The organism is Arcanobacterium buesumense (assembly GCF_012563545.1).
Taxonomy (GTDB): Bacteria; Actinomycetota; Actinomycetes; order Actinomycetales; family Actinomycetaceae; genus Arcanobacterium; species Arcanobacterium buesumense.
Map to the genome: position 1 here is coordinate 1464929 of NZ_CP050804.1, position 26582 is coordinate 1491510.

The following is a 26582-nucleotide window of genomic DNA, read 5'->3' on the forward strand; positions in this document are numbered from 1 at the left end:
TTGTCAGCGAAATCTAAGACAATATCTCCGAAAGCCTACTAGACTAAATAATGCAGGTTTCAACTATTTTAATCGGAGGTAATCGTTATGACTCGTCGTCCTACTCCACCGGCATCCTCGGCTGAACCAACCGGCTCAACTATGTATAACGGAGCTCCTGCCGATTCCGATCGCAACTCGCTCTCGCAAGGAAATCTTGGCCCGCTCTTGCTCCACGATGTTCACCTCGTCGATACGCTTGCACATTTCAATCGCGAATCGGTGCCCGAACGCCGCCCGCACGCTAAAGGCGCAGGTGCGTTCGGCACGTTCACCGTTACGCAGGACGTGTCCAAGTGGACCAAAGCTGATTTTCTTCAACCGGGGAAGACCACTCGAACTCTAACTCGCTTTTCCACCGTCGCCGGTGAAATGGGTTCGCCCGATACTTGGCGTGACGTTCGTGGCTTCTCCACCCGCTTCTACACCGAAGAAGGCAACTTCGACCTGGTAGGTAACAACACTCCAGTATTCTTTATCCGCGACCCGATGAAGTTCCCACACTTTATTCATTCCCAAAAGCGCCTCGCCTCTAACGGGTTACGCGACAACAATATGCAATGGGATTTTTGGACGCTCAACCCAGAAACCGCACACCAAGTTTCCTATCTTATGGGCCCGCGAGGTCTACCGAAGTCGTGGCGTACCATGAACGGCTACTCCTCACATACCTACATGTGGATCAATGCCGCCGGGGAACGTTTCTGGGTCAAGTACCATTTCATTTCCGAACAAGGTGTGGAAAACTTAACCAACGCTGAGGCCGAAATTTTGGCTGGCAAGGACGCCGAATATCACCGTCGAGACCTATGGAATGCAATCGCAGAAGGCAATTTCCCATCCTGGAAGCTCTCCGTTCAGGTCATGCCTTACGAGGAAGCCAAGACCTATCGCATCAACCCCTTCGATTTGACTAAAGTGTGGCCACACGCAGATTACCCATTGCATGAGGTGGGTATGTTGACGTTGAACGAAAATCCGGAGAACTACTTCGCGCAGATCGAGCAGGCCGCATTCGCGCCGTCGAACTATGTGCCCGGAACTGGCTTCTCGCCAGATAAAATGCTGTTGGGTCGCGTTTTCGCCTACGCTGATGCTCAACGCTACCGGATCGGGCCAAACTACGACCAGCTACCGGTTAACCAGCCAATTCCCGAGGTCACAACGTATAAACATGACGGCCCGATGACTTACCATCATGTGGGTTCGGCTCCAACCTACGCTCCGAACTCCATGGGTAAGCCGTTCTCTGATTTTGAAGGACGAGTTGAAGACGGCTGGGAAGCTGACGGAGAGATGATTCGCGCTGCTTACGAGCTTCGCGAAGACGACGACGATTTCAGCCAAGCCCATGACTTGGTCCGGAACGTCTACACCGAGCAAGAACGTGAGGATCTTGTTGATACGTTGGTGAGCGCGACCGAAGGCACGAACGACGAAGTTTTCGAACGTGTGATTTGGTATTGGACGAACGTAGATGAAGAGGTTGGCGCTAAGCTGCGGGAACGGGCTAACCGGTAGCGTAGCAGGCATAGTGCACTAACTGGACGTTGCACGGTTCGGTAACGTTGCGTGCGATTCGGCGACGTTGCGTGCAGTTCGGCAGAGGTGCACGGTTCGACGACGTTGCACGGCAGCTACAGAACCACATGCGCAGTAGTTGTGGGAGCTTATCTATTACAGGACAAGCTCCCACAACCCATATTTACAGAGTTTTATCCGTTTGCCTGACGCGACCTTTACCGAAGAGTGTTGAAAGCGTGAACGTGCGTCACACATAGCCATCGAGATATGCCTGCCGGGAGGTATGTGGAATATCTGGGCGGGTCAGTTTTCCCTACGACCAGTCGTAGGTGAACAACGCGATGCGACTCTTAGGCTCGAAGAACAGCACGATAGCATCCGCCCCGCTACCGCAATAGTTGTAGCCGGCAACCTCGCCCACAAATAAGAATTCTCTGCCCTGATAGGACAGTGAAATCCCATCGTTGGGCAGACCGTCCGCTGGATCGATCGTCATCTCAAAAGCAGACGGAACAGGTGATGTCTCAGACCAGTTTCCGTACGAAATCTCGCCACCCAGTACGTCCATAAAAGCCTGCGGATTATTATCCTGCCACGGCAACAGCTTCCCCGTCGTGTGGAAACGGTCCCGACTACGCTGATAGATCGCCTTCATTTCTTCGATGACCTCAGCCATGTCTTCATCCTCGTCCCCATGAGTAGGTGAAGAAACGAAATAGTCTTCGCTAGCTAAGAATCGGTACTTGTTATCTGGGGTCAACTCGAAAGCCAGCCAGTTTTCCCCACAAAACTCGGTATGGAACTCCTCAGTCCCCTCCCCGATCAAACCGTCATAGGGCTCGAAGGGGTTCAACATGTGCACAACCGTGCCGCGCAGCTCTTCGAGAAACAAGCCCAAATCTATAGAGATCAAAGGCAGAAAATAGTTGGCGAGCCAAGGCTGATCTGGAACAAACACGCCCTCAGGGAAGGGAGATAACCCTTCGACGAGTTCACGGACATCTTCTTGATCGGCAGGCATGCTGTCCTCCTGTTTTCAATTCTCGCTCAACGATGGCGGGCGATTTGGGCATCACATCTAAAACCACACGGTTTACTTCCGCTACAGTATTAATAATTTGGTTATATATTCATACCAGAATATCACGCAAAAGCTGAGCCTAGTTCGAGCTCATCGCGTCCTTGAAAGAAGCCGAACGCATTACAATCGGACAACTAATAGGTGCGGCTATCACCTTGAACATCACATGAACGAATTTCGGCTGGTAGCCATATCCTTTTCTGCGCACACTGGAGCCACAAGTCCCAGTATCAATAATCGTAATTCACCAAATCTTAAGCCTGCGGCCAATAGCAGGCATTAACATAAGCTTTGCCGTCGGGAGATTCACCCTCGTATCTCACGTTATCCACTTCAGCTCCGCGGCTCGTTAGTCGTAGCACGCCGTCGTCGTCAAGCATGAGATAACCATCCCGGATCAAACTCTTGCTGGGCTTTTCACTTAAACGCTGCGATGCTGCTGGCGACCATCAACATCGGTGACGTGTGAGCGCAGAGAATAGATCTACTGGAGAGCTGTTTGCGAGGTGGAGATGAGAAGAGGCTAACTGGTGATAGCGTGGAACTTAGTACGTTGCTGAATCATATTGCTCTCCTATAGTATCCATTACCCAGGAACTCGATAAAACCTCTATCGCGTAGAAGCTGGAGCTGCTGACGTATCTTTGCTTTCACATTCTTATTTTGGGGATGCTTCTGGCTAAGGACATGCTCAAAATTATAGAGATCTCGGAGTGAAAATTCTGCGCTACCAAGCTGCTCGATACAGATCAAAACGTCTAGTAACCACCCACGTAAATTAGGGTTTTCGAGCCGCAAGCTGCTATTGGAAGATACTTGTTTGCGCACTTTTTCAAAATCAACGAACCGCCCATCTTTAATCAAATAAACTAACGCTTGCTACGGAATTTCACTAAATAAGATATTGCATCCCACCCAACCAGCACGTCTTGCCGTATCTGCCAGCGGTTTTCTCTTTTCAATGACTTTCGGCGCGAAGAAGTACTTCGGAACCATCAGTAAACTGTTGATGACGTAGGAGTCCTTATCATAAGACATCACGAATAAATCAGGATTCTGATTGCTTGATATCCGTTCAATCATTGTCGAATACGCACCATCAGTGATTTTGCTGCCTATTTTTCCAGACTTACTTTTCAGCTCATATTGCGCCGCGCATTGGCCACAAAACAAATCGGCAACTGGACGGTTATTTTCAAAATGATCGAGCTTCGGATTCCCGCAATACGGGCAATAAACATGCTGAGCAACCCAAGCTTCACTAGCAACACGGATCTGTTGGGAGCTACTCCGATACCCTTGAACGAGACTCATATCTAATTTCAGATTCATTGTTCTTGCCGTCTCTTCTCCCAACGCAAATTACGAGAATCCCATACAGCCCCGCCGGTTTCTCCCGCTAGAGCCGGGTCAATACAAGTTTTTACTAGCGCTTCAGCAGTCGCAATATTTTGTAGCTCTACCGGAAGCTTTGCTTCTTTAGCTATCCTTCGGAAACCATCTGAGTACTTGCTCAGCCAATCCTCTGGAACATGGAATGAATCCAGCGTCCCTAGCCGTCGAATCCGTGCTTCTGACGCTAGTTGTTTTGAAAGCGCATCTCCATCAATGTCTTCATTTCGCATGTAAATAATGAGGTCCACGAGGTCTCTAACCCGACTGGAGGCTCGGCCTCCTTCATAGCGTTGCATAGTTGCACATACTTTATCCGCTATAGCATTCACTACTGGATAAACACGATAGGTGAATACCGGAATCCCCTCGACACTCAATCGATTTGCCGGTTCAATAGCATCTGTTTCTTCAATCGCAATACGATCAACAACGAGGTCAAGCGTTATTGCATTGAGTTTCTTCGTTTTACCGAAAAGCACCGATATCTTTACTCGATAACCATCGCGATATTCTTGATTACTGGCGATCAGTTGCGGATCGGGCTCAACCGTATATTCAAGATAATCGCCAAGGTCAATTCTTGCGATACGCTTGAGCTCGGCAACAGCTTCTTCGAGATCGTGGCCGTTGTAGACGACGTCGGTATCTCGCGTATATCTCGCGTCAATCGTACGAGCGAGCATACCTCTCCCACCTTTGAGGATAAAAGCTGGCGGATCTTCACTAAATATTCTTTCTAGAAACCTCCCCGCATAATACCCTTCTATCGCGCGGTTCGTATCCTGGGAAGATTTTTTCGCGCTCTCTTTGACCGCGAGCTCAAGCGCACGCGCAGTGCGATAACGGCGTTCAGTCATCGGCGCTCTTCTTTCCCAGGATCGCATTAAGCTGACTAAAATCAGGCGTACTTTGACGGAACGACGCGTTAAGAGCTTCCATGGTTTCTTTCCCCAATTCTAGACTTTTAAACCATCCCTGGATCTCTGATGCCATCGAAAGAGTACGCATGAGTGATCGGTAGCTTTCAGAATACAACCCGGTAGTTTTCGCTATTGCCTCTGCAGAGTCTTTCAACATATTATGTTGAGCACGCATAGCCTTTCCGGCTTCTGTTATCATTTCAAAAGACTGCGCTAGAGTTGCAACACCGGCGTTCAACTGCAGCAAAGCAGCATTACGCGCGAACAAGTCGCGCGCAAAGGCTTCCCCATCACCTGCTGTATATCCATGCTTCTTTGCCAGCGGTTTAAGTAGATAGGCGAGGCGTTCGTGATCGAATCTATATTCATTGCGAGCAGCGTCAGCAATCATGTTTGCGATCAGGTCAGGATCTTCACCGAGCCGGATAAGATCATAAATAGTTCGTTCCAGAGTGGTTACTGGCACGTGCTCGACCAGAATAATATCTTTCGAATCAATCTCCTGACGAAAATAACGGATATCATCACGTGTGGTTTGTTTACGCACAGACAGCGTGAACGTATACGGAGAAGCATGAAAATCCCCAACACCATGCATATAGGCCGCAGTTCTGCCAGAAATAACCGCATCAAAGTACGGTTTGTTGAGCCGATCGTAAACTGTTTCTTTTGGAAAGACCGATAGCCACGCAGCCTTGACATCAGCATGCGAGGTTTGGTTACCAGACACATACTGGTACACGCCATAGGTCAGCTCTTCTACACGACCTGCATCGCGGAGTCGAGAGATTTGATTACGCCGCACTCCCATTTGTTGAGCTTGTGCAGTAGTGAACATACCCCACTGCGACATTGCTAGATTTTCAAGCTCTACCACACACACCACCTAATACTGCTTTCGTTTACATATCGTAAACGATTTAAGTATAGCAAAACAATAGCCTTGTGCCTTTTCGCCACGAATCCATCGATTTTAACTCAAGACCACGGCCACACTATCCGTCCCTTGCGCCTACCGCCCGTCCTGCTGTTCACATGTGGAACATTAGGGAAATGCTAACTGAAGTACCCCAGGTTTTGTTGCGTTTGAGTAGATGGGCATAGTCTGGGTGGGTGCAAGAACTTTGATCAGGATGCGAAGGATCGCGTCGTGCGCTTGGTAGAAGACCGTATTGTGGCGGAGAATGTTTCCTTGCAAGAAGCGTGCAAGATTGTGGCACCGAAACTAGGTGTTTTTGGCACACTGCTCGGCAATGGACTCAGGTAGCTCGCCGCGGAAGGGGCGCGTTCTTGAACGCATTGGTGTGGCCTAGTTTTTCGGGCCAGTTGGCTTAAGAGTTGACCGTGTTTTCCTGTTTGCATTGTTCCGCATATTGTCGTGGGCTGAGGTAGCCTAGCGAGGAATGTGGGTGGAAGTTATTGTAGTGCCATGACCAGTGAGCCACTACCGTGTGGGCGTGTTCTAAGTTCTCGATGCAATTATCTTCAAGAAGCTCGTCTCGCATTCGGTTGTGAAACGATTCAACAAACCCGTTATGTCAAGGCTGACCGGGTGGAATAAACGTCTGAAGCGTCTCATCCTCACCAGCCCATTCATGTAAGGCTTGAGAGATGAATTCAGGTCCGTTATCCATCCGGATCACCCGTGGCCTGCCACCATGATCGAGCGAGGCCAGATCGAGTAACTCGATAACCGAAGCCGCATCAAGTCTATCATCGATAGCGAAGGCAACATGTTCACGAGTGTATTGATCAATGATGTTACACATCTTGATCATCTTCCCACACCGGGCCTGAATCAAACTGAAAAATATGAGACCACACATCTTTAGGGTATTGACCAGGGGCGACCTTAGAGTGATCCTTACCAGTTAAACGCTTACGCTTCTTCTTTGGTAGCATACGTAGGCCTTCCTCGCGCCAGATTCGGCGGAAGGTTTCCCGATATACTCCATATCCTTGTGTTAGGGCTGTAATCCAGGCACGCTGGTGTCCCCACCGGCGATGATCCTTGAGCAAATGCGTGCATCTACTGGCGTAAGGAAGCGTACTTATCCGGCTTGAGATCACTTGCTCGAGCACGTTGGTAAGCACTACGAGAGAGCCCCACAAACGAACAAGCAAGCCTTTGCCAATAGCCCAACTCGATCAGATGCCATACTGCATCGTGGCGACGAGCTGGGCTTAAAAGTTTCCCTTACGACAGTTCCTTCCACGCTGCTTTTCCAGCTCTGCCTGGCCTAAAAGGCGCTTCAAGCGCGAGTTGTTCTCCTCACGTAAGTGCTGGAGTTCTTTAGCCTCGCTCCTCGTCATTGACCCGTAGGTAGCCTGCCACCGATGTAGCGTCGCTTCGCTGATTCCTAGCTCGCTCAGGACCTGAGCCGTACTCACCCCGCCTTCTTTAAGTTCCCGAGCCTTTTCCAACTTACGAACAATCTGTTTAAGGAGGTGTGTTTACTAAACTTTTTCACCATTGATCCATTCTCCCCACCCATAGGCAGGGTATCAATAGACAACACTCAAGTCACCTAACCCTAAAAACTTAGAGCACTCCACAGGTGTTTCCGCAGCACTAGTATTAAGTGCAATCAATTGGGTCGTACGTCTGAAAAGAACTCCGAAAATTGAAATTATCCAAATTTCTCCCAGTTACTATAAGATCATCAATAATCATTTTTATCCAATAATTATCAGTGTATTGAACGACATCATGACGCTAACTTCCTACAAGAGCCCACACCACGCGCTGCTACCAGCGGAATGGTTATTCCACGATAAAACGATCTTTTGTTAACGGTTACAGACTGTTTTTCACGTCTTGATAAATTCGATGGTTTTCTTGGAGAAACATTGTATATCTCATATCGCAGAGCCCCGTGGCCACTTCGCAATTCAGACTATACAAGTGAACTGCTACTGAAGTCTCCTTGGGCTCTCATTACCATACACCGACAAGACCACGGTGGATGGAAGTATAAGGATGTAGTTGTTCGAGCTGAACAATATGCAGGTAGAGTCTTTGGCTAACTGTTAGGAACTGAGGACTCTACACTATGCATAAAGACGTCTCACTTGTACCTAGTATCTAGGAAACCGGTCCATACTTCATAGGAGTCTATGCAAAATGGTTAGCGTAATAAAAAGAATTTCATTGGCGAAACAACCTCGGGGCGGTTATCTCCTCGTAAAATCATTTGAGAAAATTGAGCTACAAGACAATAAGAGCCTCTTTGAGGAAGAAATGGCAATGAAAACAGAGATATAGCTATTAAATTGCTAGGATCTATCAGCTAATCGTTAGATTATAAAAGCATCATCAGCGCTTGTAAACTAACTGGATCCGACTTTGTTTACCGATCAAATTTAGCGGGATACCGGCCAGTTCAAGATATTTTACAGATAATAAAACCGTTCCAAATATCAGAATAATGGTCGAGCGGAGCGTGGATTTCTTTAAGGTTTACGGGCCTATCACTGCTAATGATTTAGTTTTTATGGTGCCTTCACTGACTGGATTACTGCCGGAGATGGCGATTATCTAACTGCGGACACTCTATGGGACTTTAAAGTATCCAAGTCCATAAGGCCTACGTCTAAAAACACCTTTCAATTATTGATCTACTACATTATGGGAAAAGAGACAGACAACCCCACTTTTTCAAAGTATTACGAACCTTGGGATTTTATTCCACAGCATAACGTCATACATAGAATCAAAACCAGCCCAATCTCTGAGGAAACACTCAATGTGGTATCTAGCGAAATCATCGGATACTGAAATCCGCAGACGGATTTATATATTTACAACGCAACTCCTGGCCTGGATGTAGAAATACCGAATGCCGGAAGGCCCCAATAACCAGTTTTACTAATTACACATTGAAGAAAACTTAAACATTTTACAGTGCGCTATATGTTAATGAATCTACCAGATATATGGTAATAACCGTAGCGGATTTACCCGTGATTCACGCTGTCTAGAATCACCGAAGATTGGCTTTTCGAATTGGTTTCTTACTGCCAAAACTAAAAGATCATGAAACATTCAAAGGAGTCTAATAATGAAAATTAAAATCGATTTCTTTTCTCAAAATACGGTAGAAGCTATCGGAGCAGGCATTTATAAAGTAAGTGTAGTTAAACCTAACGGCGAAAGCGGAGTACTGTATGTTGGCGAATCTGTTTTTGTCCTAGTGCGTTGTGCTGTCCATTTGTATGAGTTGAAAAAGGACCCAAACTATTTTGGTTTCACTGCTAAAAGGATAGAAAATAGTCAGATAACCTTAAAATTTGAGTTATTGGAAAAGATCGAAAATAGAGAAAAACGTAAGGCCCGTGAAAAAGAAATAATAAAAGAAATAGGCAAAATTATATGTCAAAGTCAAGTAAGCGATCGAATGAAAGGAATCGAAGCTAAAATCGAAGCGCTTGAAGATTTTCTAAATAACTAAGTTTAAGAAGCTAACTGGCCTAGTAAAACCAGTTAGCTTCTTAAATAGATAATGATCTTCTATCACCAATTCATAGCAGTGAAAATCTGCCGTAGATATGTTATGTTTCCGGATCCTGATCTGAAAACGATTTACTACAACACCTACTCCCACTCAATCGTAGCCGCGGCTTCGAAGTATAGTCGAGCATCACGCGGTTCACGTTAGCCAACTCATTGGCGATCCAGTTAGGATTCTATGCGAGTACCTCAGATGACATGCAAGTCCAGTCCGTCACCCTAGCAGTTGTTGCCAAAGAGTAACACTGTCCTTCAGAAAAGTCCTCAGAATCTCGTCGCCTAACAGCAAGACAAAGCTGAAGCACCCGAGACCATCTACAGCGTGACTATCTACCGTTAACCTGCCGATAGCCTAGTAGCCGAGGGCAAGTTCTTATACCACACGACCCATTTCCATGTCGCCACAAGGAATGGGATCTCGAAAACATAAAACGAGATAAGACCCAGCTGCCCACCAAAATTGACAAAAATAAAAGTAAGTCCTGATATTCCATACAGCATAACAGGAACGATACTCAACCGACGCACACCCATCGAAGCTGCTTCTAAAGATCGTACTTGTTCACGGCGTAACTGATACCCGTGAACTAGACAAGACACGAATGCTACGAAGCCACCCTACATAGTTGTGTACGGGAACGCCGAAGTACGAGTCTCCATCCAGCCAGACCCACCATCCGTTTTCCACCGCAATTGGGTCGTAGTTTAAGTCAAAGGTGGTCACAACCAGTGCACCTACAACTGCTCGCAAAACAATCAGGCTAGGCGTATGCCTAGTAGGAATCGGGGAACCATCAATCAGCAGGTTTGTTATTACCCATGCAATGTAAAGAAGCGTGACCCAGCCAGAAACCACCGCAATAGGGATAACATCCAGTTTCAGCCCCATCAGCGCAGTGAAATAGTATCTGACAAAAATAAGACCGGTATGCACACCTATCTCTTCCAAGACATAGGCTATACCTAAATCACTGCCGATCATAGAAATCGCTGATTTCCCCCTACACTTTCACTGCATACCAAGTCATAAAAGCTAAAGTCACTACTACCAACGGAGCCATCACAAGGGGCATAAGTTCCGGATCCATCTCAAACAACATACTCGCTTCTGCCCTTCGTTAGATAAACGCTAACGGTGCCGGATAGAGAATATAGCGTATAAGGATCACGCATCGACGTCTTTGATAATGTTAGGATCAGGGCACAATAAGCGCGGATAATTTACACAGAACTATCTGCCCGATAAATGAAGGTCATTATGTTGAACAGTAAAGAGCTTTCAGAATACATCATGGATCAACTATCTGATCTTGGGTCTATTCGAAGTATCCCTATGATGGGCGGATATATCTTTTACTATAAAGAACGCATATTTGGCGGGATTTACAGTAAAGGTTTTATGGTAAAGATTACTGAGGCAAGCAAGAAGTATATGCCGGATAGCGAACCGGAACCTCCGTATACCGGGGCAAAACCGATGTTGCCTGTAACCATTCTGGATGATAGAAAAACGATGCAGAAGATGATTGAAGAAATGTATCCGGAATTGCCTGAAAGAAAAGTAAAGAAACCACGGTGATCGATTTTGCTTTCCGAGGCAAAACTCATGTTTGGCTAAATAGTATTTGCAAAATATCTATGTTCAACAAAGCGCAAAAAGACCGTAGCTAAAAGCTCCGGTCTTTTTGTCATCGATTGTCAGCCATTTTGAACAATTACTGGGATCATTCTTTTCGCGATCGTTACCGAATTTCCCCCAGTTGCTTGTGTCAATAGGCTAAAAATCCCTAGTTAAAACCATCTCTGCGGGTTACTCCTACTCCCACTCAATCGTGGCCGGCGGCTTCGAGGTGCAATCGAGCATCACTCGATTGACGTCAGCAACCTCGTTGGTGATGCGGTTGGAGATCTTAGCCAGCACGTCGTATGGCACGCGGGTCCAGTCCGCCGTCATCGCATCTTCAGAAGATACTGGGCGCAGCACGATCGGGTGACCGTAGGTACGGCCGTCGCCTTGCACACCAACGGAACGAACATCAGCTAGCAATACAACTGGGCACTGCCAGATCTCACGATCCATACCGGCCGCGCTGAGCTCTTCACGCACAATCGCATCCGCGGCACGCAAGGTCTCCAAGCGATCAAAGGTCACGTCGCCAACGATACGAATGCCAAGGCCAGGCCCTGGGAACGGCTGACGCCACACTAGCTTTTCAGACAAACCCAGCTCCAAGCCGATTGCCCGGACTTCGTCCTTAAACAAGTCTCGCAACGGCTCTACCAACGAAAACTCGATGTCTTCTGGCAAACCGCCCACGTTGTGGTGGGACTTAATATTTGCAGTACCGTCTCCCCCGCCAGACTCAACGACGTCTGGATACAAGGTTCCTTGAACTAAGAATGCAAACTCTACGCCTTCAGGCGCCTCAGCTAACAGCTTCTGCTGCGCAGCTTCGAAAGACCGAATAAACTCCCGGCCAATAATCTTGCGCTTTTCTTCTGGATCGCGCACACCCGCGAGCGCGTTCAAGAATCGCTCTGATTCATCCACAGCCACGATCTTCATACCGCGAGCTTCAGCATAATCCTCAATAACCTGCTCGGCTTCGCCCTTGCGCAGCAAGCCGTGATCGACGAACACGCAGGTGAGCTGGTCGCCGATTGCGCGGTGCACGAGAGCTGCGGCAACCGAAGAATCCACGCCGCCAGAGAGCGCACAAATCGCGTGCTTGTCCCCAACCTCGGCGCGGATCTTTTCGATCTGATCTTCAATAATCGATCCCGAATCCCAGTTCGGCTCGAGACCAGCGCCGTCACGCAAGAACCGCACGAGCATGTCCTGGCCGTGCTCGGAGTGCTTGACTTCTGGATGCCACTGCACGCCGAACATCTTCGCCTCGCGGTTTTCGAACGCAGCAACTGGCGCACCCGGCGTCGTTGCGGTCACAACGAAACCTTCTGGGGCTTGGGTAACTGAGTCTCCGTGGCTCATCCACACGTTTTCGGTTGCGTTTTCGCCAAGGATAACGCCACTATCGACGACGTCGGCCTGGGTTGCACCGTATTCGCGCAAGCCGGTTTTATCAACTTTTCCGCCCAATGCTTGGGCCATCTGCTGGAAGCCGTAGCAGATGCCGAACACTGGAACGCCAGCTTCCAAGATAGCTGGATCAAGACTCGGCGAACCTGGCTCGTAGACGCTCGATGGTCCACCAGAAAGCACGATGGCTGCCGGCTGCTTGGCAAGCAGGTCTGCGGTAGACATGGAGTGTGGGACGAGCTGGGAGAAGTATCCCGCTTCGCGCACACGGCGAGCGATAAGTTGAGCGTATTGGGCGCCGTTATCAACGACGATCACTGGGCGAAGATCAGTTGTATTCATACCCTCTAGACTAGCGAATGAGCACCCACCCACGCTATGTTCTCCCACATATCGAGCCTGTGATATCTCTCTTGGTGATACTCAACGCGAGACTTAGCCTTTTGCTCTCGAACGCCTCCGGTTACATTTACCTATTCACCGATTCACTTGCACGAGTCGGCCTCGCCTTCCTGAGCAACTCGCTAGTCAGTTACTCCCTTTGACGCTCGCTTTGCCTCAGATTCAATACTTTTAATCGTCTTGAGGTAGTCTTTCTCTACCGGAGATAAAGTTTGCTTCTGGAATTTTCGATACTCGCTGGTTGCCTTATCAACAGCTTGCTTATGACTAATCTTCCCAGCACCCGCTAAGACAGGTTTTCCGGTGGCAACCAGAATTCCGTCAAGATGCTCCACGTAGTCAGCCATATGCATCGGGTTACGCTCCATTGCCTGGATTTCTGCGAAATCAAAATACCCCGACACCAACCGGTTGAGAATTTTAAGCTCATCTTCAGTCAAATAGTTCTTGGCAATCTTTACTTCAGCCAGTACTGGTAAATCGCCTTTAAATGCGGTTAACCCCATAAATGCCTGGTTGGCATCGGCACGCTCATATATCAGCTCGGCAGCAGTATGCCCGTGAGTGGCATAGTGAAGTTTGTTTTGTACCATCTTAAAAAATGCAACCGATTCACTACTATTCGGATCATAATCAATGCTTGTTGCATACAAATCCAGCACTTGGCGATACAAAACTTTCTCTGAAGAGCGAATATCGCGGATACGTTCCAGCAGCTCATGCCAATACGCACTACCCCCCAAGTTCTTCAGACGTTGATCATCAAGGGTGAATCCTTTAATCAGATATTCTTTTAGCCGTTGGCTTGCCCACCGGCGAAACTGTGTCGCTGTTTTCGATTTCACCCGGTATCCCAGGGAAATAATCATGTCCAAGTTGTAGTGCAATGACAAATACCGTTTGCCATCGGATGCAGTTGTTCGGAATTTCCGAACAACTGCATCCTCATCAAGCTCACCTTCTTCAAAGATATGCTTGATATGTTCGCTAATGTTAGCTTTCGACGATTGAAACAGCTCAGCCATCTGTGCTTGGGTTAGCCACACCGTCTCGCCCTCAAGACGTACATCAATGCTTGCCGAGTTATCCGGGTTTTGATAGATCAACATCTCGCCGGAATCTCCACCCTCAACACTTCGCTTGTCACCCATTGTTTTCTCCTTGCACAGCACAACCAACCCGTTGCCACTCGGATCTGTCCATATCACTGAAACTTTACAGTCACACTTGAAAGTTTACGTCATCCCTCCACCATAAAAATGACTCGGCCGCTCACCGAGCTCTGCTAAGATGTGAGAAAAAGGAGGAACCATGAATAACGCCTTTAATGCCCAGCGATTCAGCCAGTATCTCGTCCGAGCGGGTCTTGCCTTCCTGATCGCTTACCTTTTATTTTCAATACTGGGACCGTACCTCGTTGCGTGGGGTGTAGAGGCAGATAAATCCGGAATGTTTATCGGTTCGATAATGCAGTTCCTCGGCACCCAGTTTCAGGCTTTTACCAATCCCATCATTGGCATCCTACTCTTGACGATTGGCCTGGGAGTCAAATACTCGATCCGTACCACGGACCACAAAACATCTCACGAAGGATAAACGCTACCCCGCATCTGCGTGCTAACTATCCTTTTAATAAAGCGTCCGATCTGAAAGTTTCGTATCTTCGAACGGGACATGCTCGTCATATTTACGCAGCTGATCCCACACTTTCTTTGCCTCCCCTCGGGAGGACAAAAGCCTTAACTGAACCGCTCGCAACAAAACCTGCTCGGACTGAAAGTTAGCAATTTGGCGCTTACGTGCAAGTTCAACGCCATCACCGTCATCAAGTATGATCGCGACCTTTTCCGTGGACTTATTCTTACGATTGTTGTCTTGACGAGCAATGCAGTGAGCAATGCCAACATACTCACCCAAATTTTTCGCCAGCCCATGCTGCAAACCAAATCTTGGCCCAGCCCAACCGCGTATGATCGACAATAGAGTACTCAAATTATCTTCAAGAACCTCAACCCGTCGAGAATCTTTCAACGTTTCCCACTTTTTTCGTCCATGCCTAAATCGGGGCTCTTTGAGCTTTCGCCCCATCTCATTGTCGATTGTTTCCGGCACATACAATGGTGCCCCTTGCACAAAAGCCAACAGAAAGTTCGGCCATCTCTTCTTGCGCTTGCTCAACGCTCAATCCACGAACGAGCACAACTGCATCAATCGGTATTTTTCCCTCATGGTATGCCTGAACCGTATCCATGATGAGCTGTTGCGAAGTCAATGGTTGCCTCGACTGAGCAACATCCGCATCGTACTGGGCAATCCACCCGTATTTATAGGCAAGATCGCGCGCTGAAAAACGCTTCAGATCCTCAAACTCTGCCTCATCGATCAAACCAGCATTCTTCATCTGAATCGCAGCGACACTGGGTGAAACTCGGTAGCGTTGAACGAGCTTCGCAAGCAAATCGACGCTATCTCCAGAAAACGACTGCGCAGTATCCTTCACTGCTTCGATCGGGCACAAAAGATTCCGCGCGAAAGAATCTGCTCGAATTTCCTCTGGACTACGCTTCGTACACTGGTACTCATGCGCCTGAGCAGAAATATCTCCAGCTTCAATATGACCAATTTCGTGCGCGATAGAAAATATCTGCCGATATGGCGAACGAGAAGTAGCAACACCAATAACGAGTTTTTGAGTCAACGGATCTTTCACAGTAAGTGTTGCTAGACCATCAGGCATATCTCGAACAACTACATCGAATCCAGCGATAGCCATAAAAGCAGAAACACCACCAAGCGGATCAACATCTAAATGATGACGAGTCCGGAAATCGTGTGCTAGCTCTTCGCCTTGCTGGGACGCAGACTTCTCTCGCATTATTGACCTGACCTACTCAAGAAACCGAATCGAGCATAATCCGCAACCGCAAAAACGGCAACAAATCATTGCGCACAGACTGTGTATCAACTTCCGCTTCCGATCGGGCCGCCCAATTAACACGATCCTTCAGCCGCACATCGTCGGTAAACTCATCGAGCGGAGCACTCAGCAGCCAACTCAACACCAATAGTTCATCTAGCTTCGGCTCACGATCACCACTTTCAATACGCGAAAGCGTCGCCTGCGAAAACACACCATCAGCTTTTCTGGCAAGGGCACGTGCGCTAATACCTTGCTCTTCACGGATTTCTCGGATTCGCGTACCAATATCTGCTGGCAACATCGTGAATCACTCCCCTTCATCCATGATTCAGTCTACTGCGTGAATCACTGACACGTCAATGTGATTCACTATTTATCCACCAATCGCCTTAGCCAACCGCGCCGAACTGGCAAACACGCGCTCTACCCCATCCACCGGATCGACGAAGCTCAGCTCGCGGGCGTGAAGTTGCAGTGGATATACCCGCGCGGCTTCCTCCTCTTTTGTGAACAGCCGCGGATAAAGCGGATCGCCTAAAATCGGCGCACCCACATGTTCAAGCGTCACCCGCAACTGATGGGTTTTCCCGGTGTGTGGAATGAGCTCCCATTGGGCTAGCCCGCCACCGCGCGCCACGATTCGCATCTGCGTCACCGAGTTGGGTTCACCAGGAACGACGTCGGTGGCCAGCGGCCGATATCCGCGCGCTAACCGCAGTTCCACGGTTTCCCAGGTATCGAACCCGGGAATATCGCGGGTGATCGCACAATACGTCTTCCCTACAACCCGGCGTTCAAACAAGGTCTGGTAGGGTTTGCGCCACTGCGGCTTGCGTGTAAGTAATACCAGGCCAGCTGTTTCGGCGTCTAACCGGTGAGCACATACCAGATCGTCGTCGTTAAACTGCCGGCGGGCTGCCACCGTAACCGTGTGCGCCACATGGGAACCGCGCGGAATTGTTGCCATACCGTGAGGTTTATCCACCACAATGAACCGCTCTTCGTCAGCAATCACATTTAACTCGATCGGCGATTCTGGCTCGTCTGGAACGGGACGAAAAATCCATATCCGCATCCCCGGAACATAAGGTTCGGCGCGAGATATCTCACGTCCGCCGTCGGCCAAAACGTCACCCGCATCGAGCAAGACCAGCCCAAGGTCACCGAAGCGCGTCACTATCCATTCGCCGATAGTTCGCCACGAACCGGGCTCTAACGTAACCGGTGTAGCGTTGATTCCACCCCGCAAAGCTGGGCGCACTGCCGCCCGATGGCGGGCACGTCGAACAGAACGAGGGGTACGCAACTATGTTCTCCTTTACCCGAAAGTCCTAAAACCGTGACAAAATAAAGACGTTACACCAAAGACGTTGAAAGGACCCGACGTGACGCACAGTCTGTACTTCACCGCAGCCGAAGGAAATGTTGGAACTCAAGCAATTGTTCGTACGCTCGTTGCTGAGCTACAAAAAACATACTCGTCAGTAGGCGTATTCCGTGCTTTTACTAACGGCCCGGTCGAACAAGACATTCAGTTCCAAGAAGCCTTGAGCCTTCTTGGCCGCGAGGATGACCTTCAGCTAGCCTGGGGCGCTACCCGCCAAGCATACGTGGATGACGAAGAAGCCGCAATGACCGACGTCGTCAAGCGCTACACCGATTACGCTCAACAGTTCGATGCGGTTCTTATTCTTGGTTTGCTCGACGGCGATCCGCTCAACCCGGGCGTTTTGGCTCGGATCGGCCGCGCTGCTGCCAACCTCGCTACCACCATTATGTTTGCCGTTTCGGGCGCGCTGCGTTCGGCTGATCAGCTTGCCACAATCGTCTCGCTGTCTGCCAACGAATTCACCCACGAGCACGCCCCGATTTCCGGTGTGGTTGTCTCGAATGCGGACGCTTCCGTCGTAGCTGAAGCTGGTATCGACAACGCGATCGTTTTTGCCGACGGCGAAGCAATCGAACTAACCGATGCTGGACGCAGCGTTTTAACCTCAGCAATGGAGCAAGGTTCCGACGTCGTCACCCCACTTTCTTTCCAGTCTTGGCTCATTTCGCGTGCCCGCGCCGACCGCAAGCGGATCGTCCTACCTGAAGCTACCGATCCACGCATTTTGCAGGCAGCTGACGAACTTTTGGCTCGCGAAGTTGCTGACATTATTTTGATTGGCGACGCCGATCAGATCCACGCCCACGCTGCCGAACTCGGCGTTGACGTATCCAAGGCACGCATTGTTTCAGTTGACGATCCAGAACTGAACGAAAAGTATGCTCAAGAATTTGCTCGCCTGCGCGCCAAGAAGGGCGTGACGATCGAGCAGGCTCGCGAGAAGGTTAAGGACCTGTCCTACTTCGGCACCATGATGGTTCACATGAACGACGCCGATGGCATGGTTTCCGGCGCGATCCACACCACCGCCCACACTATCGTTCCGTCCTTCCAAATCATTAAGACTAAGCCAGGTGCGGCGCTCGTTTCGTCCTGCTTCCTGATGCTCATGGAAGACCGCGTCTATGTTTACGGCGATTGCGCAGTCAACACCAACCCGTCTCCACAAGAGCTCGCCGGCATCGCGGTCTCGTCTGCGGAAACCGCGCGCGCCTTCGGCGTTGATCCGCGCGTTGCTATGCTCTCCTACTCCACCGGAACCTCCGGCAAGGGACCAGACGTGGACGCCGTCGTTGAGGCAACCGCTATTGCCCGCGAGATGGCTCCTGAGCTTGCACTCGAGGGCCCCATCCAGTATGACGCTGCAGTTGATGCGCACGTAGCCCAAACAAAGCTGCCGGATTCGCCAGTGGCCGGTAAGGCAAACGTGTTCGTCTTCCCATCCCTCAACGCCGGCAATATCGGTTACAAGGCCGTTCAGCGTTCAGCTGGCGCAGTGGCAGTGGGCCCAGTTTTGCAAGGTCTGAACAAACCAGTCAACGATTTGTCCCGCGGTGCACTTGTTGAAGACATCGTCAACACTGTTGCTATCACCGCAATCCAAGCTCAGAACTGACGCGCACACCGCCGTCGGCATTCGTCAAACTCCGTCATAGAAAGTAAGAAACGAACAATGACAGTACTCGTTATTAACTCCGGTTCCTCGTCCATTAAGTATCAGCTCGTGAACCCAGAAACCGGCGAATCGATCGCTTCTGGCCTCGTTGAGCGTATCGGTGAACCAGAAGGTCACATCGAACACAACTACAACGGCACCACCACCGATATCAACGAGCCAGTGCCCGACCACGGCGTGGGCTTGCGTGAAGTTATCCGACTATTCAATGAAGTCGGCCCGAACCTCGACGAGGCCGGAATCAAGGCAGTTGGCCACCGCGTTGTCCAGGGCGGAAAGCACTTCGATAAAGCCGCCATTATTGATGACCGTGTTGAAGGCTTGATCGAAGAGCTCATCCCACTCGGACCGCTCCACAACCCCGCCCATTTGAAGGGTATTAAGGTTGCCCGCGAACTGTTCGACGTGCCAAACGTTGCCGTTTTCGACACCGCTTTCTTCCAGCACCTGCCAGCTGAAGCTGCCACCTACGCCATCGACCGCGAGGTAGCTGAAAAGTATCAGGTTCGCCGCTATGGCGCACACGGCACCTCCCACCAGTTCATCTCCCGCAAGGTCAGTGATATGCTCGGCCGCGACGATCTCAAGCAGATCGTGATGCACTTGGGTAACGGCGCTTCGGTCTCGGCTGTAGTCAACGGTAAGGCCGTCGATACTTCAATGGGCCTTACTCCACTCGAAGGCCTAGTCATGGGAACCCGCACCGGCGATATTGATCCAGCTGCTGTTTTCCACTTGGCACGCCAGGCTGATATGAGCATCGACGAGCTTGATACCTTGTTCAACAAGCAGTCCGGCTTGAAGGGCCTAACCGGTTCGAATGATATGCGTTCGGTCTGGGAAATGGCACACGAAGGCAATGAACATGCTATTGAAGCCCTTGCGGTTTACACGCATCGTCTGCTGAAGTACGTCGGCTCTTACACGGCAGTGATGGGTGGCCTTGACGCACTCACCTTCACCGCTGGCGTTGGGGAGAACTCGTGGGAGACCCGTAAGATGCTCCTTGATCGCCTTGCTCCATTTGGTGTTAAGTATGATGCGGAAAAGAATATGATGCGGTCAAAGGAACCACGCATTATTTCCACGCCTGATTCAGCAGTGAAGGTTTTGGTTGTCCCAACCAACGAAGAACTCTCCATCGCCCAGCAAGCAATGGAAGTGATCTGAAGATGGCGGTAGATCTCGTCACTGACGTTACCCCGGAGCTGGAAGCAGCTTTCAGCCGGCTCATCGGACAGCTTTCTCGATCAGCTACACCGATGAACGGTGAACAGATTGAAGGCTTTTTAGCACAGGACTGCGTTGACTTGCTGGTTTTCCGGGACGACGACGGCGGTTCGGCTGGTTCGGCTGGCGAAGCACCAATCCTTGGCATGCTTACGTTGGTTACCTTTGAGATTCCGACTGGATGGCGCGCCTGGATTGAGGACGTGGTTGTTGATGAGGTAGCCCGTGGTAAGGGCGTTGGCGCCTCATTGGTTGTAGCTGCTGTTGATTTGGCCAAGAAACGTGGCGCAAAGACAGTTGATCTGACTTCTCGCCCATCGCGCGAAGCAGCTAACCGACTCTACCAGCGTGCTGGTTTTGAACTACGCGAAACCAATGTGTACCGGATAAACAACTAAATTCGCGCTTTCTACCTTCTAGCTGGGGTTTTGATGCATATATGCATCAAAACCCCAGCTAGTTTCATATCTCATGAAGCACATCACTGATAATTCTTACAAAAACTAGTTTCTCAGCACCTCTTTTCGCTATTCTTATCCTTGACAGATGAAGCATTCGAGGCGCTGCAAAAATTTGCATCATCTCGCACTAGATTCATACATAGGAAAGCAATGACTATTAAACGTACACACCGAGTGTCGGTTTTTCTCACAGCCACAGCACTTGTATTAATGGGGTTTGGAAGTGGTTTATTCACACCACTTTTCGCCCATGCAGACACTGAGCAAAATACTGGCATTACAGTTAATTTTGACTTTACTACACTTGAAGGCAAAACTAACTTTGCCGATCATGTTTGGGTCTACCAATGGTCAAACCCTTCTGGTACACCTAATACCGCGCACAAAATTGACCCTGCGCAAAAATCAGTAACATTCGAACCGCTAAACAACGAACCAACTGCTCACTTTATTGTTTTTATCGGTGACTATGACAATACTGGAATCAAGGTCTGGGATCTCTGGAATGAACGCGGCTCCCAAGCACAAACCGCTGACATTACGGCCAAACCTGGACAAAGTTACCTAGTAAAGTATGATCAGCTCCGCAAAAGCACTACTCCACAACCGGCAAAAATGTCTGAGCTATACACTCCGCTTTTCACGGGAGGCGAAATAGAACGTGGTAAAACGCTCACGCTAGATAGTCCAAGATTCACCGACATTTACAATGCTCCGGCTACACCAAGCACGAAAAAATACGCTGTTCAAGGTAATGAAAAGCTACAAGCAACTATCAACGACGCAGGCGTACTACTCGTAACACCTAAATACGATGCCCCACTCGGAAAATCCAAACTTCAAGTAACTGTGACATATACAGATGGCAGTACTGATACTATGCCTGTCAACATTGATGTTAAAGAAGCACCGATAATGGATCTTACCTACACCCCACAATCCATTACAGTTCACCAGGGCGAAACTGCAACACTTAATCCTAAGCTCGTTGGAGACAACGCCCTTGTTCCTGCCGGAACAGTGTATGCATTTAAGACTCTCCCACATGCTTCTTTGAGCATCAATCCAAACACCGGCGTTATCACTGTTGCTCCTGAAAATGATGCCCAGACTGGAACTTATGAACTTCATGTTAATGCAACCAACCAAGGGGTACTCATTGCTCAAGGTGATGCTACTGTCACGATTGTTGCTAAGGAAACTCCGAACTCGCCATCGACTGCGTGGGACTTCTCCTACGAGGATCTCACTGTTACCCAAAAAGAAGCTCAGAACGTTAATGTTGCCGCTACCCTTTTCGGTAAAGATAGCTCGCTACCTCACAGCATCACGTTCGACAAAGGCAACGATATGCACGAGTGGGTCACAGTAGACTCACAAACTGGCACTGTAACAGCTAAACCGGATGAATTCGTAGCCGCACAAACCTACACATTCCACGTAACCGTCAACCACCTCGACGGCACAACCACCTCAGTCCCAGTCACAATCACAGTCACCAAGGCACCAGATATTGATCTTGACACGACTGCGTGGGACTTCTCCTACGAGGATCTCACTGTTACCCAAAAAGAAGCTCAGAGCGTTAATGTTGCCGCTACCCTTTTCGGTAAAGATAGCTCGCTACCTCACAGCATCACGTTCGACAAAGGCAACGATATGCACGAGTGGGTCACAGTAGACTCACAAACTGGCACTGTAACAGCTAAACCGGATGAATTCGTAGCCGCACAAACCTACACATTCCACGTAACCGTCAACCACCTCGACGGCACAACCACCTCAGTCCCAGTTACAATCACAGTCACCAAGGCAGAGAACAGTCCTGAGCTTGATTCTCATCTATGGAAGCTGTCGTATGCAGACGTGGAAGTCCAGCAGCTCAAGTCTTCTACGACTGCCTTAACTTCTACCCTTTTCGACAAAGAACGCGCACTACCGCATGGTGTCACCTTTGCTGAAGGTGAGAACATGCCAAGCTGGATCACGGTAGACGCAAAGACTGGTAGCGTCACCGCAAAACCTTCTGAGTTTGTTGAGCTCAAAGATTACGTTACCTATGTTGTTGTTACCCACCTCGATGGAAAGACTGAAAACGTCGATATCAAGATCACGGTAACTCAGGCCGATCCTGAAACAACTTACCCGTTAACACCACTCAAGCCAGGAAAACATACAATTCCTGCACTTGAGCTCACGCCAGCACAGCCACAAGCTGAAAAGCCACAAGCTGAAAAGCCACAAGCTCCCAAGCCAGTCGAAACACCATCGACTGGCCTAGCAAAAACTGGTCTCGACCTTGCAGCTTTCACCGGACTAGCACTCATCTCGATGCTTGCCGGAGCAGCAATGGCACGCCGTCGTAACGCCTAAAGCGCGGCACAAATAGCTGTGGGGCGATGTGTATAACATCGCCCCACAGCTATTTTATACTGAGGCTTAAAATCACCAAGACTTCTGCATACTCAGTAACTAGCCCTTGTTCTTATTTTGTCTGTCCTACGAATAATGTTTTGCTGGGGTAACCACAAACGGATTACCCTAGCAAAACTTCAAGAACTAACTCTAGGTTTTAGAAATCACCAACCATAGTGGTGACATCGAGAGCCTTATTTAGAGTCTCTTCATCAATCTCACCACGCTCAACGAAGCCAAGGTCAATAACAGCTTCCTTGATGGTCATATTGTTCTTCACAGAATGCTTAGCAATCTTTGCTGCGTTCTCGTAACCGATGTGGCGGTTCAATGGGGTCACAATCGACGGTGAAGACTCAGCAAGTTGCAAGCAACGCTCTTCGTTCGCAGTAATGCCATCAACAGTGCGCTTAGCCAAAGTCTGCGCAACATTACCCAAAATCTCAATGGACTCAAGCAAATTCTGAGCCATAACTGGAAGCATCACGAGCAGATCTAAGTTGCCTTGAGCGCCGGCAAATGCGATAGCGGCATCGTTACCAATCACCTGAGCAGCAACCTGAACGGTAGCTTCTGGAACAACTGGGTTAACTTTCCCTGGCATAATTGACGAACCTGGCTGGAGGTCAGGCAGATGGATTTCACCAAGGCCGGTACGTGGGCCAGAGCTCATCCAGCGAAGATCGTTAGCGATCTTCACGAAAGAAACAGCAACAGTACGTAGTGCCCCAGAGGTTTCAACTAATGAATCCTGCGCAGCCTGTGCTTCGAAGTGGTTCGCTGCTTCAACGAACGGTTGACCAGTATGCTCAGCAATAAGCTCAATCACACGAGCAGAGAAGCCAGCTGGGGTGTTAATACCAGTACCCACCGCAGTACCACCCAATGGCAATTCTGCTAACCGTGGCAACGTAGCCTTAACGCGATCGATCCCCAAACGTACTTGAGCAGCATATCCGGAGAACTCCTGGCCAAGAGTGATAGGAGTAGCATCCATCAAATGGGTACGGCCAGACTTGACAACCTTCTTAAACTCTACGGCCTTAGCTTCAAGCGAGGTAGCAAGAATATCGAGCTTTGGCAGTAGGCGGTTATTAATCGCCGAAACAGCCGCAATGTGAATTGAAGATGGGAAGACGTCATTGGATGACTGAGAGCAGTTCACGTGATCATTTGGGTGAACCTCAATGCCGGAAGCTTTTGTTGCAATCGTAGACAACACTTCGTTGGTATTCATATTCGATGAGGTGCCCGAACCGGTCTGGAACACGTCAATTGGGTACTGATCATCATGCTTGCCGGCAATAACTTCATCAGCGGCAGCTACGATAGCGGTGGAACGCTGCTCATCAAGTGTCCCTAATTCAAGATTTGCCAATGCGGCAGCGCGCTTAATTTCAGCTAATGCGTGAACGTGTGCCGGTGTGAGAGTCTTGCCCGAGATTGGGAAATTCTCTACAGCACGCTGAGTTTGTGCCCGGTACAGTGCATCAACTGGCACTCGCACTTCACCCATTGTGTCGTGTTCGATGCGGTATTCGGTCATGTCAACCTCCTTGTTTAGCGCCCGTGTTGGCGCGACTATTTCAATTTTATTGTGGCAGACGTATCCACATGTAGGGCATACGTCCATTGTGAGTGCTTATTATGCTCGGACGGTTACTTCAACGCGTTGGAATTCCTTAACATCAGAATATCCCGTCATGGCCATAGAGTGACGCAGTGCACCAATCATATTCGTTGTTCCATAGGCATCAGTTGCCGGGCCGAAGAGAAGCTTTTCGAGTGGTCCAGCAGTTCCAACATGCACCCGTTCCCCACGCGGTAGCCGAGCATGATAGGCTTCACCACCCCAATGGAATCCCTGTCCAGGAGCTTCGTCAGCACGTGCCAGCGCCGTACCAAGCATAACGCCGTCAGCCCCGCAGGCAATCGCTTTCACAAGATCACCAGAATGGGATACTTGACCGTCAGCAATAACATGAACATAGCGACCACCTGTCTCGTCCATATATTCGCGCCGGGCCGCTGCCACATCAGCAACTGTTGACGCCATGGGGACCGTAGCTCCAGCGGTACGCACGTTCGCCGTCGTCGCCCCGCCACCAAAACCGGCTAGTACTCCAGCAGCGCCGGTACGCATGAGATGAAGGGCAGCAGTATATGAGGCAACTCCGCCAACAATCACCGGAACGTCAAGTTCATAAATGAATCGTTTCAGGTTCAGTGGTTCACGATTCGATGAGACGTGTTCGGCTGAAACAACCGTGCCCCGAATAATAAACAGATCCACGCCAGCATCGACGACGGTTCGCCAATGTTCTTGAGTACGTTGCGGAGAAAGCGCACCAGCGACGACGACACCAGCTCGACGAATTTCGTCTAACCGAGCGGTGATCAGTTCTGGCTTAACCGGCTCTCGGTATATCCGCTGCATCAGTTTAGTTGCATAACCGGATTCCGCGTTGGCGATAGCATCAAAATGTGGTTGTGGATCTTCATAGCGAGTCCATAATCCCTCAAGATCAAGAACTCCTACCCCGCCAAGTTTGCCGAGCGCAATCGCGGTGTGCGGGGAGGTAACCGAATCCATCGGTGCACTCATAATAGGGATATCTAAAAGGTGGGCATCTAATTGCCACGATACTGAGACATCCGTCGCATCACGGGTGCGCCGTGATGGAACAATCGAAATATCATCAAATGAATAACCTATTCGGGCGCGTTTTCCGCGGCCAATTTCAATCTCTGCCACATTCTAAGACTACCAGCATTAGCTGGTCACAGATGCCACCGACAGCAAGTGACATGAAAGTATGTCGGAGATAGCTAGTATGGTGAACATAGTTCGAACATCAAATACTGCGGAGAATACTTATGTGGACATCTCACCCTATGGTTGGATTTGATACCGAAACAACCGGTATTGATCCCACTCAAGAACGGCTCGTTACCGCTTCAGTTATCATCGTTGATTCAAATGAGGTAACTCGCCATTACTGGCTAGCTGATCCCGGAGTAGAAATTCCATTGCAGGCACAAAATGTTCATGGTATTTCTACCGAACAGGCTCGTCGGGAAGGTCAAGCCATTGACAAGGTCCTCAATGATGTTGCCGACTTACTCTGTCACCATATGGCAGCAGGACATCCTATTGTTGCATTTAATGCCGCTTATGATGTCACACTTATGGAGTGTGAGTTGCAACGCCACGGTTTACCAACATTGGCTGAGCGTTTAGGCCGTGCGGTAGGTCCAGTTATCGATCCCTATATGCTTGATCGCGCAGTTGATCGATACCGGCGTGGTAAACGCCGGCTTGAGAATCTTGCTGAACACTACGGCGTTGCCGAAGATGACTCATTCCATAATGCCGAAGCGGACGTGCTCGCAACCTTGCGCGTGCTAGGTGCCATGCTTCGCCGCTACCCTCAGCTCGCCGAAGAAACGCTCGAGTCACTGATGGAAACCCAACGCCAAACCTACACAGAGTTTCAGCAATATCTTGCTTCTCGCAATGGCCAACGTGTCACCGGCCCACTACCGTGGCCCGTAACTGTATGACTTACTGCCCCTCAAT

26 protein-coding genes and 1 pseudogene are annotated in these 26582 nt (G+C 49.5%); 9 read left to right on the plus strand and 18 right to left on the minus strand.

What is annotated here, in order from left to right; genetic code table 11:
• The first annotated feature begins 87 nt into the window (after positions 1 to 87).
• The gene (locus HC352_RS06705) at positions 88 to 1560 is read left to right on the plus strand and encodes a catalase (protein ID WP_168918161.1); all 1473 of its coding nucleotides are present in this window, start codon (positions 88 to 90) and stop codon (positions 1558 to 1560) included.
• 316 nt (positions 1561 to 1876) lie between these two features.
• On the opposite strand, the gene HC352_RS06710 is transcribed toward HC352_RS06705, so the two are convergent.
• From HC352_RS06710 to HC352_RS09265, 9 genes and pseudogenes are all read right to left on the minus strand, one after another.
• Positions 1877 to 2584, minus strand: coding sequence for a hypothetical protein (locus tag HC352_RS06710; protein WP_168918162.1), 708 nt, complete (start codon positions 2582 to 2584; stop codon positions 1877 to 1879).
• 621 nt (positions 2585 to 3205) lie between these two features.
• Positions 3206 to 3472 (minus strand): hypothetical protein, encoded by a 267-nt coding sequence (locus tag HC352_RS09255; protein WP_369801287.1) that lies wholly within the window; start codon positions 3470 to 3472, stop codon positions 3206 to 3208.
• A 51-nt stretch (positions 3473 to 3523) separates the two neighbouring features.
• The gene (locus HC352_RS09020) at positions 3524 to 3976 is read right to left on the minus strand and encodes a DpnI domain-containing protein (RefSeq protein ID WP_211080647.1); all 453 of its coding nucleotides are present in this window, start codon (positions 3974 to 3976) and stop codon (positions 3524 to 3526) included.
• Positions 3973 to 4896: a nucleotidyl transferase AbiEii/AbiGii toxin family protein gene (locus tag HC352_RS06725; RefSeq protein WP_168918164.1), complete on the minus strand. Its 924-nt coding sequence runs from the start codon at positions 4894 to 4896 to the stop codon at positions 3973 to 3975. Before HC352_RS06725 ends, HC352_RS09020 begins: the two co-directional genes overlap by 4 nt.
• Positions 4889 to 5836, minus strand: a complete 948-nt coding sequence (locus tag HC352_RS06730) for a type IV toxin-antitoxin system AbiEi family antitoxin domain-containing protein (RefSeq protein ID WP_168918165.1) — start codon at positions 5834 to 5836, stop codon at positions 4889 to 4891. The genes HC352_RS06725 and HC352_RS06730 overlap by 8 nt, the downstream gene beginning before the upstream one ends.
• Positions 5837 to 6290: 454 nt before the next feature.
• Positions 6291 to 6485, minus strand: a pseudogene (locus HC352_RS09260) (integrase core domain-containing protein); the annotation flags it as partial.
• Between the two features lie 12 nt (positions 6486 to 6497).
• Positions 6498 to 6728 (minus strand): integrase catalytic domain-containing protein, encoded by a 231-nt coding sequence (locus tag HC352_RS06745; protein WP_168918167.1) that lies wholly within the window; start codon positions 6726 to 6728, stop codon positions 6498 to 6500.
• Positions 6721 to 6978 carry a hypothetical protein gene (locus HC352_RS06750; RefSeq protein ID WP_168918168.1) on the minus strand — a complete coding sequence of 86 codons (258 nt, stop codon included), beginning with the start codon at positions 6976 to 6978 and terminating at the stop codon, positions 6721 to 6723. Before HC352_RS06750 ends, HC352_RS06745 begins: the two co-directional genes overlap by 8 nt.
• A gap of 165 nt (positions 6979 to 7143) precedes the next feature.
• Positions 7144 to 7383, minus strand: a complete 240-nt coding sequence (locus HC352_RS09265) for a transposase (RefSeq protein WP_369801233.1) — start codon at positions 7381 to 7383, stop codon at positions 7144 to 7146.
• 1637 nt (positions 7384 to 9020) lie between these two features.
• Between HC352_RS09265 and HC352_RS06760 the strand changes: the two genes are divergently transcribed.
• A complete protein-coding gene (locus tag HC352_RS06760; RefSeq protein ID WP_168918170.1) occupies positions 9021 to 9410 on the plus strand; it encodes a hypothetical protein in 390 nt (129 codons plus the stop codon).
• A gap of 621 nt (positions 9411 to 10031) precedes the next feature.
• On the opposite strand, the gene HC352_RS06765 is transcribed toward HC352_RS06760, so the two are convergent.
• Positions 10032 to 10457 carry a carotenoid biosynthesis protein gene (locus HC352_RS06765; protein ID WP_256367968.1) on the minus strand — a complete coding sequence of 142 codons (426 nt, stop codon included), beginning with the start codon at positions 10455 to 10457 and terminating at the stop codon, positions 10032 to 10034.
• A 270-nt stretch (positions 10458 to 10727) separates the two neighbouring features.
• Between HC352_RS06765 and HC352_RS06770 the strand changes: the two genes are divergently transcribed.
• Positions 10728 to 11048 (plus strand): TfoX/Sxy family protein, encoded by a 321-nt coding sequence (locus tag HC352_RS06770; RefSeq protein WP_168918635.1) that lies wholly within the window; start codon positions 10728 to 10730, stop codon positions 11046 to 11048.
• Positions 11049 to 11285: 237 nt separating this feature from the next.
• Here the strand turns inward: HC352_RS06770 and guaA are convergent, their stop codons facing one another.
• Both guaA and HC352_RS06780 read right to left on the minus strand, forming a co-directional pair.
• Positions 11286 to 12851, minus strand: a complete 1566-nt coding sequence (gene guaA, locus HC352_RS06775; RefSeq protein WP_168918172.1) for a glutamine-hydrolyzing GMP synthase — start codon at positions 12849 to 12851, stop codon at positions 11286 to 11288.
• A 182-nt stretch (positions 12852 to 13033) separates the two neighbouring features.
• Positions 13034 to 14062 (minus strand): virulence RhuM family protein, encoded by a 1029-nt coding sequence (locus tag HC352_RS06780; RefSeq protein WP_168918173.1) that lies wholly within the window; start codon positions 14060 to 14062, stop codon positions 13034 to 13036.
• A 160-nt stretch (positions 14063 to 14222) separates the two neighbouring features.
• On the opposite strand from HC352_RS06780, the gene HC352_RS06785 reads away from it, so the two are divergent.
• Positions 14223 to 14507, plus strand: coding sequence for a hypothetical protein (locus tag HC352_RS06785; RefSeq protein ID WP_168918174.1), 285 nt, complete (start codon positions 14223 to 14225; stop codon positions 14505 to 14507).
• Positions 14508 to 14540: 33 nt separating this feature from the next.
• On the opposite strand, the gene HC352_RS06790 is transcribed toward HC352_RS06785, so the two are convergent.
• The 4 genes from HC352_RS06790 to HC352_RS06805 all read right to left on the minus strand — a co-directional run bounded on the left by HC352_RS06790 (position 14541) and on the right by HC352_RS06805 (position 17137).
• On the minus strand, positions 14541 to 14942 hold the full coding sequence (locus tag HC352_RS06790; RefSeq protein WP_211080648.1) for a PIN domain-containing protein: 402 nt from the start codon (positions 14940 to 14942) through the stop codon (positions 14541 to 14543).
• Positions 14943 to 15000: 58 nt separating this feature from the next.
• Positions 15001 to 15786, minus strand: a complete 786-nt coding sequence (locus tag HC352_RS06795; RefSeq protein WP_168918175.1) for an ImmA/IrrE family metallo-endopeptidase — start codon at positions 15784 to 15786, stop codon at positions 15001 to 15003.
• Between the two features lie 16 nt (positions 15787 to 15802).
• The gene (locus tag HC352_RS06800) at positions 15803 to 16132 is read right to left on the minus strand and encodes a helix-turn-helix domain-containing protein (RefSeq protein ID WP_168918176.1); all 330 of its coding nucleotides are present in this window, start codon (positions 16130 to 16132) and stop codon (positions 15803 to 15805) included.
• A gap of 72 nt (positions 16133 to 16204) precedes the next feature.
• Positions 16205 to 17137 (minus strand): pseudouridine synthase, encoded by a 933-nt coding sequence (locus HC352_RS06805; RefSeq protein WP_168918177.1) that lies wholly within the window; start codon positions 17135 to 17137, stop codon positions 16205 to 16207.
• A 79-nt stretch (positions 17138 to 17216) separates the two neighbouring features.
• Between HC352_RS06805 and pta the strand changes: the two genes are divergently transcribed.
• The 4 genes from pta to HC352_RS06825 all read left to right on the plus strand — a co-directional run bounded on the left by pta (position 17217) and on the right by HC352_RS06825 (position 22960).
• The gene (gene pta / locus HC352_RS06810) at positions 17217 to 18836 is read left to right on the plus strand and encodes a phosphate acetyltransferase (RefSeq protein ID WP_211080649.1); all 1620 of its coding nucleotides are present in this window, start codon (positions 17217 to 17219) and stop codon (positions 18834 to 18836) included.
• A 57-nt stretch (positions 18837 to 18893) separates the two neighbouring features.
• Positions 18894 to 20066, plus strand: a complete 1173-nt coding sequence (locus HC352_RS06815) for an acetate/propionate family kinase (RefSeq protein ID WP_168918178.1) — start codon at positions 18894 to 18896, stop codon at positions 20064 to 20066.
• Positions 20067 to 20068: 2 nt separating this feature from the next.
• On the plus strand, positions 20069 to 20524 hold the full coding sequence (locus HC352_RS06820; protein ID WP_168918179.1) for a GNAT family N-acetyltransferase: 456 nt from the start codon (positions 20069 to 20071) through the stop codon (positions 20522 to 20524).
• Between the two features lie 213 nt (positions 20525 to 20737).
• Complete coding sequence (locus tag HC352_RS06825) at positions 20738 to 22960, plus strand: Rib/alpha-like domain-containing protein (RefSeq protein WP_168918180.1); 2223 nt, start codon at positions 20738 to 20740, stop codon at positions 22958 to 22960.
• A 199-nt stretch (positions 22961 to 23159) separates the two neighbouring features.
• On the opposite strand, the gene HC352_RS06830 is transcribed toward HC352_RS06825, so the two are convergent.
• The gene (locus HC352_RS06830) at positions 23160 to 24548 is read right to left on the minus strand and encodes a class II fumarate hydratase (protein WP_168918181.1); all 1389 of its coding nucleotides are present in this window, start codon (positions 24546 to 24548) and stop codon (positions 23160 to 23162) included.
• 99 nt (positions 24549 to 24647) lie between these two features.
• Positions 24648 to 25757, minus strand: coding sequence for a GuaB3 family IMP dehydrogenase-related protein (locus HC352_RS06835; protein ID WP_168918182.1), 1110 nt, complete (start codon positions 25755 to 25757; stop codon positions 24648 to 24650).
• Positions 25758 to 25879: 122 nt separating this feature from the next.
• Here HC352_RS06835 and HC352_RS06840 point away from each other — a divergent pair, with 122 nt between their 5' ends.
• Positions 25880 to 26566, plus strand: coding sequence for an exonuclease domain-containing protein (locus HC352_RS06840; RefSeq protein WP_168918183.1), 687 nt, complete (start codon positions 25880 to 25882; stop codon positions 26564 to 26566).
• Positions 26567 to 26582 lie beyond the last annotated feature (16 nt).